This is a genomic window from Gluconobacter aidae (assembly GCF_009547075.1).
Lineage (GTDB): Bacteria > Pseudomonadota > Alphaproteobacteria > Acetobacterales > Acetobacteraceae > Gluconobacter > Gluconobacter aidae.
On record NZ_WIPH01000007.1, the window covers coordinates 58256 to 73205 of the forward strand.

Genomic DNA, 14950 nt, shown 5'->3' on the forward strand with positions numbered 1-14950 from the left:
GTCGAACACCGTCAGAGGCGATAAAGATGTCCGTATCCGTCGTTCGTAGACCCATGCTGCACCACATGGGTACCCGAGTCGTGAAAACCTGCTCCATCGGAGCGTGGCTCTTTCTGGCCGCGACGCCGCTGATTGTTGTGGTCTGCGCCATTCACGGCTGAGCCGCCGCACGATCCGGCATAAGAAAGCCCGGCCCTCTGCGAAAAAGGAGGCCGGGCTTTCTTATGCGTCAGGGCCGGAGCGCTCAGTTCTGGGGGCTGATTGCAGGTTCGGGAAGGATCGGGGTTGCCCGGTCCGGAGCAGTCAGCCAGTTCTGCCAGAGTTCGTAGGTCCGCTCTTCCGTGAGCTTCAGGCGGCAGGACAGTTCCATGGACGTCCTGATCGTGCCGTCTGACCAGCGGCCTGCGACGGCTTTGCATTCTGCTTCCCGAAAAGCCCGCCACGCTGTTTCGCCCTTGCGGAAATCCGCCTGTGTCCGGGCCGCGATGCCCGGACCCTGCATCCGCCGAAGAGCCGCTTCCGTATATCGCTTCAGTTGCGCCTCGGCCTGAGCCAGACGGGTGCTGAAGCAGGACTGGATTTCCGACGTTGTCTTACCGGAGCAGCCACTGCCGGCTGGCTCAGCATCAGGGCGGTGACGCAACAGAGGGGCAGGTAGCGGATTCTCGTGGCGGTGCTCCGGATGGGGGCTATGCAATGAAGGTCAGGCTTCTCCGGTATCGGGTACCATAATGCTCACTGCGGCGGTAGCGGCAATCCCTTCTTCACGGCCCGTGAAGCCCAGACGCTCGGAAGTCGTGGCCTTGACCGAGATGCGGCTGACGCTGACCTTCAGGAGATCGGCGAGGCGGTTGCGCATGACTTCGGCGTGCGGACCGATCTTGGGGCGTTCGCAGATCAGCGTGACATCGGCGTTCACCAGAAAGCCGCCGCGTTCGCGGATGCGCTCTCCGGCATGGATCAGGAAGCGTGCCGAATCCATGTCCTTCCATTCGTTGTCGGACGGCGGAAAATGGCGTCCGATATCGCCTTCGGCCAGAGCGCCGTAAATGGCGTCGCACAGCGTGTGGATGCCGACATCGGCGTCGGAATGTCCTGCGAGGCCCTTTGTATGGGGCACCTCGATACCGCACAGGATCAGCTTGCGGCCTTCCTCGAAGGCATGGACGTCATAGCCCAGTCCGACGCGGGGCAGCAGGTTCCGGTCAATCACACCTTCAAGACGCATCAGGTCCTCCGCAACAGTCAGTTTGATATTGTCTTCCGACCCTTCGACGATCGCCACCGGATGGCCAGCCTGTTCGAGCAGGGCGGCATCGTCAGTACGCGCGTCGCGATGGGTGCGGTGAAGTTCGAGCAGAGTGCCGAAGCGGAAACCCTGCGGGGTCTGGGCACGCCACAGCCCGTCCCGCGGGACGGTATCGACGATAATGCCGTCGGCGGCTTTCTTGATCGTGTCGATGACGGCGACGGCCGGAATGACGCCCTCATGGGTCTTCAGGGCGTTGATGACGTTCTGCACCACTTCGGCCGGGACGCAGGGGCGGGCGCCGTCATGGACCAGCACCAGATCGGGCGGTTCGGGCAGTTTCGCCAGAGCTTCGAGACCGTTGCGTACGCTGTCATGGCGTTCCGCGCCGCCACTGACGGGGGGCAGGATGTCCAGTCCTTCGAGGCTGTCGGCCAGCAGGGGATCGTCCCCGACCGGCAGAAGCACATCGACATGCGGCAGGAGGGCTTCGGCGGCTCTGCGGATGACGGGTTTGCCCCGCAGCATCCGGAACTGCTTGGAAGAATTTTCCCCGCTCTGCGAGGAGGCGTCAAAGCGCCGGCCACGACCGGCAGCAAGAAGAAGGGCAGCGATACGCATGGGTGAGGAATGGGCCGGGACGGCGGGCACGTCAAGCTTGTGTGACTGTTCCTCTGCCTGTCCGTGCGGCCCGCCCACGCCCGGTCAGTGCACCAGTGTGCTGTCGTGGGGGCTGTCGAGGCTGAAAACGGGAATGCTGACGTCGAAACGGTGGCCCGAGCGGGGCTCGACCATGTGGTAGATGCCGCGCATGAAGCCGGTCGGCGTCGTGAGCATGGCGCCGGACGTGTAGTCGAACTGTTCGTTAGGCGCGATCACGGGCTGTTCGCCAACGACACCATCGCCGTGGACGTGTTCTTTCCGTCCAAGTCCGTCCACGATTTCCCAACTGCGCGAGAGAAGCTGGAACGTGTCTTTCCGCTCGTTTTCGATGCTGATGTGGTAGGCCCAGGCGAATTGATGGTCTTCGGGATGGGACTGGTCGTCCAGCCAGAAGGTCCGGACCGTGACCGTCACGTCGTCCGTGGTTTCGCTGAAGCAGGGTGCGCTTTCCATGGCTTCGGCGAGTGCCGTCTCGGGATCGGTATGCAGATGGGGGTGGGATGACTTGTCAGGCATGATGCCATTGTAAAGCCATCCCGGGGATTTGTCAGGAAAACTTATGCGAGGGCCGCGACGGCGGCTGCGCCGCGCCTGAGATCGTCGATCAGGTCTGCGGGATCTTCCAGACCGACGGAGAGGCGGATGGCGCCATCCGTGATGCCGAGACGGGCACGCTCCTCCTCGCTGACGCGCATGTGGGTCGTCGTGGCGGGGTGCGTGGCCAGGCTGCGGGCGTCGCCGAGATTGTTGGAAATCGCGATGATCTTGAAAGCGTTCATGAAGGCGAACGCGCCCTCGCGGCCCCTGTCCACGACGAAGGCGACCATGGAGCCACCATTGTTCATCTGGGTTTTGGCCAGATCATGCTGCGGATGGTCGGCACGACCCGGATAGCGGACCTGAACGATTCCCGGCAGTTCGGCCAGTGCATCGGCTACAGCGGCGGCATTGCGGGCCATGGCATCCGTGCGGAGCTGGAGCGTTTCCAGACCCTTGAGCAGGACCCAGGCGTTGAACGGCGACAGGGCGTTGCCGGTGTTGCGGGTGAAAGGCTGGAGCGTCTCGCTGATCCATTTGCTGGAGCCGAGCACCGCACCACCGAGAACGCGACCCTGACCGTCGATATGTTTCGTACAGGAATAGACGATCACGTCCGCGCCGAGCTTGAGCGGGGACTGGCCGAGTGGGGTGGCGAAAACATTGTCCACGATCAGCAGGCCGCCGGCCTTGTGTGTCAGCTCGGCGATGCGGGCGATGTCGAGAACGTCGAGCATCGGGTTGGACGGGCTTTCGATCAGCACGGCGGCTGTCGGTCTGGACAGCGCGCGCTCCCAGGCGTCGTAATCCGTGCCGTCCACCAGTTCGGTTTCGATGCCGTAGCGGGGCAGGAGGTTGGTCACGATCCAGTAGCAGGAGCCGAAAATGGCGCGGGAGGCGACGACGCGGTCCCCGGCCTTTACAGTTGACAGGATGGCCGAGGAGACGGCGCCCATGCCGGTCGCGGTGGCGACGCAGGCTTCCGCACCTTCGAGAAGGGCCAGGCGCTCCTGAAGCGTGTCCACGGTCGGGTTGCCAAAGCGGGAATACTGGAAGTGCTGGACGTCGCCCGTGAAGGTGGCGGCGGCCTGTTCGGCGCTGTCATAGACGAAGCCGGATGTCAGGAAGAGTGCCTCGGACGTTTCGCCGAACTCAGTGCGGTTCGGGGCTTCGTGCAGGAGACGGGTGGCTGTGCGCCAGTTTTCTGAAGACATGATGTGTCCCTCCATAAAACGCCCTGTTGTGCAGGGCGCATGTGGCGGGCCGTGGAAGTCCTGGAAATCGTTCGATAACGACGCAGGGCCTCTTTAGCGCAGTTCTTTAGCCTCGCCGCAAGCCGGCCGCTCAAATCACGAGGGTCAGGCACGCCATGACGTTTCTGACGGGCAGGACTATGAGCCGTATTTCGGTTTTGCGTCAACACCTTGAAGGCGGATTGCGAAGGGATCGCAGAGCGGTTATGCTCGGGGTCGTTAGCGGGCGTAGTTCAATGGTAGAACGGCAGCTTCCCAAGCTGCATACGGGGGTTCGATTCCCCTCGCCCGCTCCAGACTTTCCTGAAAAATCAGTGGTTATTTGGGCATCGGCGGCGCGCTGAGCGTGTCCTGATATTCCTTGCCGTTCCAGATCCAGCGGTCGTTCGGGCTGACCAGAAGGTCATGCATGCCTTTATGGCGCGTGGGCAGAACGGAAATGTCGCCGTTCACCGAGTCCAGAACCGTGTTCCAGGTGTTGTTGTGCTTCAGGTAGACGGACGTCGTGCAGCCTGCGGAACCGCAGAGGCGCGCGGACTGGAGCTGTACGAACAGGGCTTCGTCATTCTTGCCTGAAGACAGCGGAGCGGAACCGACCAGTACGACCGGCTGGTCATGGTGCTTGGCGGCGTCCTGAAGATCGTCTTCGTTCAGTTTGCGGGCGTCTTCATCCAGCTTCGTGCCCGGATGGGCCGTGAGGATGACGGGGGCCGCCCCGGCATTGGCGGACTGGGCCGCATGCCGGCTGTGATGGCGGGTCTTGCCTGTCGCGGCATCCGCACAGGACAGGCCTCCGGGGAGCATGAAGGACAGGGCCAGAAGCGCCGCGGGGCGGGAAAGAATCTGCTGGATCGACATGAGACCTGTCATAACACGAAATTGAAGAAGAACATCTGTGACGCTTCAGGCGTCATTCGTGGCGGAGCGTCACCACCAGCACGTCCCGATAGGCCGGCTGTGACGGATCGACGGGCTGGACGGCCGTGACGCCATGATAGACGCGGTGGTCGTCCACGATGGCGGCATCCAGCGGGTTGGTCAGCGTGAAAGAACCGAGCGGTTCCTTGCGCATGCCGTGGATCGTGGTGACGCCCTGTTCGACGTTATGGCGGGCGACCATCAGTACGAGAACCCAGTCCACGCCATCGCGATGCAGGCCCTCGGGTGTGGGATGGCCTTCATTGCCCGGACGGGCCTCAATGCGGAACTGATGCACCTCGACATGCCAGACGGGCGGTTTTTCCGTTGGTGGCGTCAGGGCATTGGCAATCCGGCTGATGGTGCGGATGGCGGCGGTCATGGCGGGATGGGTGGCGATGGCGTCCGTTACCGCCGGAAACCAGCGCTCGATGCCGCCATTGAGCAGGTTGTAATCCCGGCTCTGGTAATGGGGCTGGTGTTTCTTGCGGGTGATGGTGTCGCCCGAGACGGCGAAGGTTGCATAACGGCGGCGGCGGTAACGGCCGCCATCCGCCATGTAGCGGTCAAGACCCAGATGGTTCCAGCTCTCGGCGAAACCCTGCCAGTCCGTCAGGCCTTCATGCTCAAGCAGAGGGCGCGTGACATCGGCCTGCAGGAAGGAAAACCCTTTTTCCAGCAGCGTGTCTTCGATGCCGGTCAGAACCCTGTCAAAGGGCGGAGAGAGATCGGTAGGGTTCATGAGTTCTCGGACCAGGGGACGCAGGGTTGGATGAGGCTGCGTCCCACATTCCCTCTTTGACGGGCATCTGAAAAGGGTTTTCAGCCACCCAGATCAGGTTTGACCGGAGAAAGATGCTCACGGAGCGTGCTACAGGCTGTCGGCGTGACACCCAGAATGCCTGCGAGATGCTGGCGGTACAGTCCTTCATGGATCAGGCGTGCCGCCAGACCGGAGAGCAGGCCGCCGCCGAAGCTGCGCTTGGCGTCCAGCATGCCCCAGCCGTTATAGTCTCCGAGGGCTACCACGGCGCCGCGATCGTTATAGGCGAACGGGGCAGGGGCCCTGCCGGCGATGATGTCCGGCAGGGCACGGCCGATATACTGGCCCTGCTGCCGTGCGGCCTGTGCCGTGGGTGCAATCGGCGCTGCGTCGATGCGGGAGCAGTCGCCGATGGCGAAAACGGTCGGGTCCTGCGTGGTCTGAAGCGTAGCGGTGACGCCGAGCTGACCCGAGCGTCCACGTTCCAGACCTTCCAGAAGGTTTGTAGCATCGGAGGCGCGCACGCCGGCGGCCCAGATGCGGAGGCTGGCGGGGATGTGCTCGCCGGATTTGAGGTTGAAGCCGGTTTCGTCCGCGCCAACGACCATGGCCTCGGTCCGCACGGAGATCCCGAGCTTTTCGAGCTGCTGCGTAGCGGCGGAGGAGACGGCTTCGGGGAAGGCCGGGAGGATACGCGGTCCGGTTTCGATCAGCACGGCGTTCAGCAGGGATTTGCGAACGGCAGGGCCGAGACCGCGGGCATCGTCAATGGACTTGCACAGTTCGGCAATAAGCTGAACGCCGGTCGCGCCACCGCCCACGATCCCGACCGAGAGCTTTTCGCCAGCGGCACGGGCTTTCTGCACGGCTTCGCGGAAGGTGGCGAAGAGTGCGTCGGCGTCGTTCAGGCTGTCGATGAACATGCAGTGATCGACGATGCCGGGAATGCCGAAATCATTCGCACGCGAGCCAAGGGCGACCACCAGATAATCGTAGGGCAGTGTCGCGCCGGTATCGAGCGAGACGGTCTTGTTCTCGCGGTTGACGGCAACGGGGCTGCCCTGGACGAAGGTGAAGCCGAATTTGGCTGCCGTTTCGGTGAAGGGGATGCAGTTCCCCTGGTGCTGCATGGTGCCCGCGGCGAATTCGTGCAGAGCGGGCTTCCAGTAATGGACGGGGCTGCGATCAACGAGTGTCAGGGAAATATTCTGGTGACGACCCAGCGCAGCAGCAGCTTCAAGCCCCCCAACGCCACCGCCAAGAACAAGCACGCGAGCTGCAGCAGACATGGATTTTTTCCTCATATCAAGTGCGAAACGGCACCCGGATTTTGCTAACGGCAGAGGCGGGGACGCACAAGCCCCGCTCTCGCGGACGTGTTGGGACGGTCAGCTGCGGTAGGAGCCGTTGATGTCGATGTAGCCATGTGTCAGGTCGCAGGTCCAGACGCGGGCCTGTCCGTCACCCAGGCCGAGATCGACGGCAATTTCGATCTCCTGACCTTTCATGTGGGCGACGACCGGAGCTTCATTGTAATTCTCGACGACACCGCCGTCTTTCGCGATCCACGTACCGCCGATGGCGACGGAAAGACGGTCGCGGTCTGCGGGTTCACCGCTTTTTCCCACAGCCATGACCACGCGGCCCCAGTTGGCGTCCTCGCCTGCAATGGCGGTTTTGACGAGGGGGGAGTTGGCGATGCACAGCGCGATGCGGTGGGCGGAAAGGTTGGTCTGCGCTCCGGTGACGGCGATACGGACAAGTTTTGTCGCACCTTCGCCATCACGGACGACCATCAGTGCGAGCTCAAGCAGGAGATCGTTCAGCGCAAGGGTAAACTCGGCGAGAGCGGGGTCATTGACGTCGTCGACCTCGGGATTGTCGGCCAGTCCGGTCGCGAAAATCATCAGCATGTCCGAAGTGGACGTGTCCGAATCGACGGTAATGGAATTGAAGCTCTGGGCGCAGCCGGAAGCCAGCAGGGATTGCAGGACATTCTGCGGCAGTTTGGCGTCGGTTGCGACATAGGCCAACATCGTGGCCATGTCCGGGGCCACCATGCCCGACCCCTTGGCGATGCCCTGAATGCGGACGGATGTGCCGCCAATTTTCACGTCGCGACGCGCGGCCTTGGGGAACGTGTCCGTCGTCATGATGGCGCGGGCCGCGTCGGCCCAGCTATCTTCGTTCAGCCCGGCCTTTGCGGCAGGAAGAGCGGCAATGATGCGATCCTGCGGCAGTTTTTCGCCAATTACGCCTGTCGAAGCGAGAAAGACGTCCTGGGGCGGGCAGTCGAGAAGCTGTGCGGTAGCGTCGGCGCAGTCGGCACAGGCCTGAATTCCGGCGCGGCCGGTAAAGACGTTGGCGTTGCCTGCATTGACGAGCAGGGCGCGGGCATAGGGCGTGCTCAACGCTGAGCGACACCACAGGACCGGGGCGCCGGGGCAGGCGTTCTTCGTATAGACGCCCGCGGCGACCGTGCCGGGGATGAATTCCGCGAGCATCAGGTCCGTTCGGTCCTGATAGCGGATTCCCGCGGCGACGGCGGAAAGCCGCACTCCCGCAATCGTGGCAAGCTCAGGAAGCGGGCGAGCGAGCGGAGAGACAGGAAGCGGCTTTGCCATGGACTTACTTCTTCGCGGGTGCAGCGGCGGCGGGAGCCGCGTTCGGGATTTCCTTGCCCTTGGCGTCGTAGTGAACGATTTTCACCTGAGCTTCAGCAGCCTTGACGATGTCACGTACCTTTTCGCGAATCAGTTCCTGACGGACCTGGTCGTGGACCTGATCGAAGGTCGGGATCGGGGCTGTACGGGTCGCGAGAACCTGGATTACGTGCCAGCCATACTGGGTGTGAACCGGAGTCTGGGAGATCGTGTTCGGCTTCATGGCGAAGGCGGCCGCGGAGAAGGCCGGCAGCATGTCAGCCTTCTTGAACCAGCCCAGATCGCCGCCATTCGCGCCAGCCGAGCCCTTGTCCTTGGAAAGCTGTGCGGCGAGCTTGCCAAAATCAGCACCCTTGTTGAGCTGGGCGATGATGTCCTTGGCCTGCGCCTCACTGTCCACGAGGATGTGGCGGGCGTGGATTTCTTCTTCCGGCTTCTTGTTTGCGTAATGCGACTGGTAATAGTCGTGCATCGCGGAATCAGTGACCAGCGGGCCGACCTTTTCTTCGAGATAGGCGTTCTGCAGCGCATTCGCGGCAGCGGCGTCCATGGCGGCCTTCACGTCCGGCTTGCGGTTCAGGCCTTCCTTGTCGGCGGCGATCTGCACGGCCTTCTGGTCGACGAGCTGGTTGACGATCAGCGGAACCAGAACGGAGGGCTGGATCTGGCGGGCCTGCGGCGGGAGATTGCCCGCCGCGCGCTGCACGTCACCAAGCGTGATCTTCGCACCGTTGACGGTGGCGATCAGCATGTCGGGGTTGGGGGCAGCGGCCGGAGCACCGGTCGGAGCGGCTGCGGGTGTTGCGGCGGGAGCGGCGAAGGCCGTTGATGCTGCGACCGACGTGCCGGCCAGAAGGGCGGCGAGAGCGAAAGTGGAGCGGGAAAGCCGCATGTGGGACTACCTCGGATATAACCTGGAAAAAAGGATGGCCTGCACCATGACAAAGGCTGGTCCGCCCTGCAAGGGTGCGGTCCGTTACCATTCCTTCACGCGGGATACGGATGGGGTATGGTCTGCGGGGTGGATGTGACACTGCGATGACAATGAGGACATTTCATCAGGGTTCTCGGCGGCCTCTCCATTGACCCTACGCGGCCCCGGTCCTATTTCCAGCAGACGTGAAAATCCTGACGGCACGGTGTGGCGGGTCTTTCCGGTAGTGGAAAGAGCTGGCGCTTCGGGCCTTCGGCATCTCAAGGTTCAGCATGTTCGCACGCCTCGCCCGCGCCCTTTTCGGTTCCGCCAACGATCGCACGCTCAAGGCGTATCAGCGCCGTGTGCCCGAGATCAATGCACTGGAGCCTGCGGTCCAGGCGCTCTCTGATGAACAGCTCCGGCACAAGACGGTCGAGTTCAGGGAGCGGCTTGAGAAGGGCGAAACCCTTGATGGTCTGCTTGCGGAAGCCTTTGCGGTCTGCCGTGAGGCATCGCGCCGGGTTCTGGGCAAGCGTCATTTCGATGTACAGCTCATTGGCGGTATGGTCCTGCATGGCGGACGGATTGCCGAGATGCGGACCGGCGAGGGCAAGACCCTGGTGGCGACGCTTGCGGTCTACCTGAACGCGCTGAGCGGCAAGGGTGTGCATGTCGTCACGGTGAATGACTATCTTGCGCGGCGTGATGCAGAGGAAATGTCTGTTCTTTACAGCTTCCTTGGGCTGACGACGGGTGTGATCGTGCCGAACCTGTCGGACGGGGAGCGCCGCGAGGCCTATGCCGCCGACATCACCTACGGCACGAACAATGAGTTCGGTTTCGACTATCTGCGCGACAATATGAAATATTCGCTCGCCGACATGGTGCAGCGTCCCTTCAACCACGCGATCGTGGATGAGGTGGATAGCATCCTGATCGACGAGGCACGGACCCCGCTCATCATTTCCGGTCCGGCGGATGACAGCTCCGACCTCTACCGCTCTGTCGATGATGTGGTCGTGAAGCTCGTTCAGGAGCCGGATGTCTACGACAAGGACGAGAAGCTGCGTTCGGTCACACTGACCGAAGAAGGTTCGCATCGTGTCGAGGAACTTCTGGCGCAGGCCGGGGTGCTTCAGGAAGGCGGGCTGTACGACATTCACAACGTGGCGGTGGTTCATCACGTCCAGCAGTCCCTGCGGGCGCATACGCTGTTTACGCGGGATGTGGATTACATTGTCCGTGAGGGTAAAGTCGTCATCATCGACGAGTTCACGGGCCGCATGATGGACGGACGCCGTTATTCGGACGGTCTGCATCAGGCACTGGAAGCCAAGGAGCATGTGGAGATCCAGCAGGAGAACCAGACGCTCGCTTCCATCACGTTCCAGAACTATTTCCGTCTCTATCCGAAGCTGTCCGGCATGACCGGTACGGCCATGACCGAGGCCGACGAGTTCGCGGAAATCTATCATCTCGATGTGGTGGAAATTCCGACGAATCTGCCGGTGCAGCGGATCGACACGGATGATGAGGTCTATCTGACGGCGGCCGAGAAGTTCAATGCCGTGGCGGACCTGATCCGCGATATCCACAAGACGGGTCAGCCCATTCTCGTGGGGACGACCTCCATCGAGAAGAGTGAATATCTCTCCCATATCCTGACGCAACGCGGCATTCCGCATAACGTGCTCAATGCCCGTCAGCATGAAAAGGAAGCCATCATCGTCGCGCAGGCGGGTGCGCCGGGCGCGATCACGATTGCGACCAACATGGCCGGTCGCGGAACCGACATCAAACTGGGCGGCAATATCGAGATGCTGGTGAAAGCCAGTATCGAGAACGTCGAGGATGAAGCGCAGCGCGAGGCCGTCGAGCGGGACATCCGCGCGAGCGTCGGGGAGCATCACGAGGAAGTTCACAAAGCCGGCGGTCTGTATGTGATCGGCACGGAGCGGCATGAAAGCCGCCGCGTGGACAACCAGTTGCGCGGACGTTCGGGCCGTCAGGGCGACCCGGGCAATTCGCGCTTCTTCCTGTCACTCGAAGACGATCTGATCCGCATTTTCGCCAGCGACCGTATGGGCGCGATGATGCAGAAGATGGGGCTCAAGGAAGGCGAGGCGATCGTTCATCCCTGGCTGAACAAGGCTCTGGAAAAGGCGCAGAAGCGGGTCGAGGCGCGCAACTTCGACATGCGCAAGAACACGCTCAAATATGACGACGTCATGAATGACCAGCGCAAGGAGGTTTATGCCCAGCGCCGGGAATACATGGCGACGGACGATCTGTCTGGTGTGATCGCGGAACTGCGCGAACACACGATCGAGGATCTGGTGCATGCGCATATTCCCGAGAAGTCCTTTGCCGAGGCGTGGGATACGGACGGGCTGACGAAGGAAGTCTCCCGTATTCTGAATCTGGATCTGCCGATTGCGGACTGGGCGAAGGAAGACGGCATGGATTCCGAGGGCGTGATCGAGCGGATCGAGGCGGAAGCCGCGAAGGCGCAGGCGGCACGGACGGCCAATATGGGACCCGAGCTGATGCGTCTGATCGAAAAGCAGGTTGTGCTGACGACATTCGATGCGGTGTGGAAAGAGCATCTGCACGGGCTGGACCAGCTTCGTCAGGGCATTGGTCTGCGGGCTTACGGTCAGCGTGATCCGCTGAACGAGTACAAGCAGGAAGCCTTCCAGATGTTCACGGCAATGCTGGATGACATGCGCATCCGTGTGACCGAGACGATGTGCCGTATTCAGGCTGTGTCCGAGCCGCCGCCGTTCCCGGTTATCAATACCGAGACGTCCGGTCCGTCTGAAGAACCTGCGGGGCTGTTCGCGCAGGGAATGACGGGGGGCGATATTCCGGCGCCGCAGCCAATGGCGGGTTTCCCGTCCGCTGCTCCGATGCCGCCACGTCCGCAGCCTGTCCCGATGGGTGCGGAGCCTGATGCGGCCACGCTTCAGCGCTGGTATGCTGAGACGCCGCGCAATGCTCTTTGCCCGTGCGGATCGGGTCTGAAGTTCAAACACTGTCATGGCAGGCTCGCCTGAGCCTCTGACACGACGATAGAGGAAGGAGCGACCGATGGCCGGTCATTCACAGTTCAAGAACATCATGCACCGCAAGGGTGCGCAGGATGCCAAGCGCGCCAAGCAGTTCGCCAAGGTCCTGCGTGAGATCACGGTTGCGACACGTTCGGGTCTGCCTGATCCGGCGTCCAATCCGCGTCTGCGTGCCGCGATTTCCATGGCGCGTGAAGTCAACATGCCCAAGGACAATGTCGAGCGCGCCATCAAGAAGGCGTCCGGTGCCGCGGGTGGCGACGACTATGTGGAAGTGCGTTACGAGGGCTATGGCCCGGCCGGTGTTGCGCTGATCGTTGAAGGTCTGACGGATAACCGCAACCGGACGGCGGGGGAAGTCCGCGCGGCGTTCTCGAAGCATGGCGGTTCGCTGGGCGAGACGAACTCGGTGTCGTTCATGTTCCAGCGCCTTGGCGTCATCAGCTATCCGCTGGATGTGGCTTCCGAGGACGAAATGCTGGAAGCCGCGATCGAAGCCGGTGCGGACAATGCAGAGACGACGGAAGAAGGCCACGAAGTGACCTGTGCGATGGAGAACTTCTTCGCCGTGCGTGATGCGCTTGAGAGCCGTTTCGGTGAGCCGCAGTCGGCCAAGCTCGACTGGCGCCCGGAAAACAGTGTGACGCTGGACGAGGACAAGGCGCGGTCGGTCATGAAGCTGATCGACGTGCTGGAAGACAGCGACGATATCCAGGCTGTCTATGCGAATTTCGACATTCCCGACGATGTGGCTGAGGCGCTGGCTGCTTGATCCGCCTGATGGGCATTGACCCCGGCCTGCGTTTCATGGGCTGGGGCATCATCGACGTGGACGGCAATCATCTCAAGCATGTGGCTTCGGGTGTGATTGGGACCGATGGGTCCGAATCCGTGCCGCTGCGTCTGTGTGAACTGCATGGCGCGCTCAAGAAGCTGATCCGCGAATATGCTCCGGCCGAGGCGGCTGTCGAAGAGACGTATGTGAATCGTAACGGCTCCTCGACGCTCAAGCTCGGCTATGCGCGTGGAGTGGCTCTGCTGACGCCTGCCTATGAGGGGCTGCCGGTTGCGGAGTACGGGGCGATGACGGTCAAGAAATCCGTGGTCGGGACCGGGTCTGCGAGCAAGGAACAGGTGACGATGATGGTGAAGCGGCTTCTGCCTGGGGCGGAAATCCGCAAGGCCGATGCGTCCGATGCGCTCGCGGTTGCGATCTGTCATGCGCATCACCGTGCAAGTGCGGCCCATGTCGTGGCCGGAAAGCGCATGGCATGATCGGGCAGCTCACCGGACTTGTCGGGCAGATCGAGGGCGAACGCTGCATCGTGGACGTCAATGGCGTGGGGTATGTGGTGTCGGCCTCGACCCGCACGCTGGCGGCGCTGCCGCAGCCGCCATCTGTGGCGCGTGTGCTGATCGAGACGATCGTGCGTGAGGATGCGATCCAGCTTTTCGGTTTTGCGACGACGGATGAACGCGACTGGTTCCGGCTGCTGACGACCGTTCAGGGCGTGGGCGCGAAAGTCGCGCTGGCGATCCTGTCGGCGAACAGCTCGGGTGAGCTTCTGCTGGCGATCAATGCCGGAGACAAAGGCTCGCTGACCCGTGCAGCCGGAGTTGGGCCGCGTCTGGCGGACCGGATCCTGAGCGAACTGCGCAACAAGGTTGCGAAAATGCCGGGTGGGGGCGGGACCGTGTCCGCGCCGGGGATCGTCTCGGGGCCGAGTGTCGAGAACGATGCGCTGCTGGCGCTGGCGGGGCTTGGGTTCCGCCGGGCTGAAGCCTGGCCGGTTCTGAGTAAGGTATTGGCCGAGCACGAGAATGCGACGCTTGATCTGGCGATCCGGCTGAGCCTGAAGGATCTCGCGCGATGAGCGACGACTACCGCGAAACCGATCCGGCCCGTCAGCCCGAGGATATGGGCGAGGGTAGTCTGCGGCCTGAAACGCTTGCGGATTTTACGGGCCAGAAGGCCAGCCGCGAAAATCTGGCGATTTTCATCGAGGCGGCGCGCGCGCGTGGCGAGGCGCTGGATCATGTTCTGCTGCATGGGCCGCCGGGTCTGGGCAAGACGACGCTGGCGCAGATTGTGGCGCGGGAACTGGGTGTGGGGTTTCGGGCGACGTCCGGACCGGTCATTCAGCGCGCGGGTGATCTGGCGGCGATCCTGACGAATCTTCAGCCGCGCGATGTGCTGTTCATTGACGAAATCCACCGTCTCCAGCCGGCGATCGAGGAAGTGCTCTATCCGGCGATGGAAGACTTCCAGCTTGACCTGATTATCGGCGAAGGGCCTGCCGCGCGCTCCGTGCGGATTGATCTCGCGCCGTTCACGCTTGTGGCGGCCACCACGCGGGCGGGATTGCTGGCGACACCTCTGCGGGACCGGTTCGGTATTCCCCTGCGGCTGGTGTTCTATACGCCGGAAGAACTGCGGGCGATCGTCTCGCGCGGGGCTTTGAAGCTCGGGATGCGTCTGACGGATGATGGCGCGGAAGAAATCGCCCGGCGCTCTCGCGGGACGCCGCGTATTGCGGGGCGTCTGCTGCGTCGGGTGCGGGATTTCGCGCTGGTCTCGAAGCACGCGGTTGTGGATCGTGCGCTGGCCGATGCGGCTCTGGGGCGGCTTGAGGTCGATGAGCGCGGGCTGGATGCGATGGACCGGCGCTACCTCAAACGGATTGCCGAGCATCATCATGGCGGTCCCGTTGGTGTGGAAACGCTGGCGGCGGGGCTTGCCGAAGCGCGCGATACGCTGGAAGACGTGATCGAGCCTTACCTGATTCAGGAAGGGCTGGTTCTGAGGACGGCCCGCGGGCGGATGCTGGGTGAGGCGGGATGGCGTCATCTTGGCCTGACGCCGCCGGCGAGCCAGCTGGATCTGCTCTCCTCGCTGGAGCAGGACGATTCCGCGCCCTGA

15 protein-coding genes, 1 tRNA gene and 1 riboswitch are annotated in these 14950 nt (G+C 62.6%); of the genes, 7 read left to right on the forward strand and 9 right to left on the reverse strand.

Annotation, left to right across the window (positions count from 1 at the left end; translation table 11 throughout):
• Window positions 1-26: 26 nt before the first annotated feature.
• A complete protein-coding gene (locus GFJ39_RS14435) occupies window positions 27-161 on the forward strand; it encodes a hypothetical protein (RefSeq protein WP_267902331.1) in 135 nt (44 codons plus the stop codon).
• An 83-nt stretch (window positions 162-244) separates the two neighbouring features.
• On the opposite strand, the gene GFJ39_RS05020 is transcribed toward GFJ39_RS14435, so the two are convergent.
• From GFJ39_RS05020 to metZ, 4 genes are all read right to left on the reverse strand, one after another.
• Window positions 245-697, reverse strand: coding sequence for a lysozyme inhibitor LprI family protein (locus GFJ39_RS05020; protein WP_153430313.1), 453 nt, complete (start codon window positions 695-697; stop codon window positions 245-247).
• 6 nt (window positions 698-703) lie between these two features.
• Window positions 704-1870 (reverse strand): bifunctional 2-C-methyl-D-erythritol 4-phosphate cytidylyltransferase/2-C-methyl-D-erythritol 2,4-cyclodiphosphate synthase, encoded by a 1167-nt coding sequence (locus tag GFJ39_RS05025; protein WP_153430314.1) that lies wholly within the window; start codon window positions 1868-1870, stop codon window positions 704-706.
• Window positions 1871-1954: 84 nt separating this feature from the next.
• Window positions 1955-2428 (reverse strand): Co2+/Mg2+ efflux protein ApaG, encoded by a 474-nt coding sequence (gene apaG / locus GFJ39_RS05030; protein ID WP_153430315.1) that lies wholly within the window; start codon window positions 2426-2428, stop codon window positions 1955-1957.
• A 41-nt stretch (window positions 2429-2469) separates the two neighbouring features.
• Window positions 2470-3663 carry an O-succinylhomoserine sulfhydrylase gene (metZ, locus tag GFJ39_RS05035; protein WP_194285295.1) on the reverse strand — a complete coding sequence of 398 codons (1194 nt, stop codon included), beginning with the start codon at window positions 3661-3663 and terminating at the stop codon, window positions 2470-2472.
• Window positions 3664-3735: 72 nt separating this feature from the next.
• A riboswitch (SAM riboswitch) is annotated at window positions 3736-3815 on the reverse strand.
• A 109-nt stretch (window positions 3816-3924) separates the two neighbouring features.
• Between metZ and GFJ39_RS05040 the strand changes: the two genes are divergently transcribed.
• Window positions 3925-3998, forward strand: a tRNA-Gly gene (locus tag GFJ39_RS05040).
• Between the two features lie 22 nt (window positions 3999-4020).
• Here the strand turns inward: GFJ39_RS05040 and GFJ39_RS05045 are convergent.
• From GFJ39_RS05045 to GFJ39_RS05065, 5 genes are all read right to left on the reverse strand, one after another.
• Window positions 4021-4560, reverse strand: a complete 540-nt coding sequence (locus tag GFJ39_RS05045) for a hypothetical protein (RefSeq protein WP_194285296.1) — start codon at window positions 4558-4560, stop codon at window positions 4021-4023.
• A 52-nt stretch (window positions 4561-4612) separates the two neighbouring features.
• Complete coding sequence (locus tag GFJ39_RS05050) at window positions 4613-5362, reverse strand: 2OG-Fe dioxygenase family protein (RefSeq protein ID WP_153430318.1); 750 nt, start codon at window positions 5360-5362, stop codon at window positions 4613-4615.
• Window positions 5363-5442: 80 nt separating this feature from the next.
• The gene (locus GFJ39_RS05055) at window positions 5443-6672 is read right to left on the reverse strand and encodes an NAD(P)/FAD-dependent oxidoreductase (RefSeq protein ID WP_153430319.1); all 1230 of its coding nucleotides are present in this window, start codon (window positions 6670-6672) and stop codon (window positions 5443-5445) included.
• 99 nt (window positions 6673-6771) lie between these two features.
• Window positions 6772-8007, reverse strand: a complete 1236-nt coding sequence (gene argJ / locus GFJ39_RS05060; protein ID WP_153430320.1) for a bifunctional glutamate N-acetyltransferase/amino-acid acetyltransferase ArgJ — start codon at window positions 8005-8007, stop codon at window positions 6772-6774.
• Window positions 8008-8011: 4 nt separating this feature from the next.
• Entirely contained in the window at window positions 8012-8938 is a 927-nt protein-coding gene (locus GFJ39_RS05065) for a peptidylprolyl isomerase (protein WP_153430321.1), read from the reverse strand.
• A 314-nt stretch (window positions 8939-9252) separates the two neighbouring features.
• Here GFJ39_RS05065 and secA point away from each other — a divergent pair, with 314 nt between their 5' ends.
• The 5 genes from secA to ruvB are packed head-to-tail and all read left to right on the forward strand — an operon-like array spanning window position 9253 to window position 14950.
• The gene (secA, locus tag GFJ39_RS05070) at window positions 9253-12018 is read left to right on the forward strand and encodes a preprotein translocase subunit SecA (RefSeq protein WP_153430322.1); all 2766 of its coding nucleotides are present in this window, start codon (window positions 9253-9255) and stop codon (window positions 12016-12018) included.
• A 34-nt stretch (window positions 12019-12052) separates the two neighbouring features.
• Window positions 12053-12802 carry a YebC/PmpR family DNA-binding transcriptional regulator gene (locus GFJ39_RS05075; RefSeq protein ID WP_062501367.1) on the forward strand — a complete coding sequence of 250 codons (750 nt, stop codon included), beginning with the start codon at window positions 12053-12055 and terminating at the stop codon, window positions 12800-12802.
• Window positions 12799-13305, forward strand: coding sequence for a crossover junction endodeoxyribonuclease RuvC (gene ruvC / locus GFJ39_RS05080; protein WP_011253202.1), 507 nt, complete (start codon window positions 12799-12801; stop codon window positions 13303-13305). Before GFJ39_RS05075 ends, ruvC begins: the two co-directional genes overlap by 4 nt.
• Complete coding sequence (ruvA, locus tag GFJ39_RS05085; protein WP_153430323.1) at window positions 13302-13904, forward strand: Holliday junction branch migration protein RuvA; 603 nt, start codon at window positions 13302-13304, stop codon at window positions 13902-13904. The genes ruvC and ruvA overlap by 4 nt, the downstream gene beginning before the upstream one ends.
• Window positions 13901-14950: a Holliday junction branch migration DNA helicase RuvB gene (gene ruvB, locus GFJ39_RS05090; protein WP_153430324.1), complete on the forward strand. Its 1050-nt coding sequence runs from the start codon at window positions 13901-13903 to the stop codon at window positions 14948-14950. Before ruvA ends, ruvB begins: the two co-directional genes overlap by 4 nt.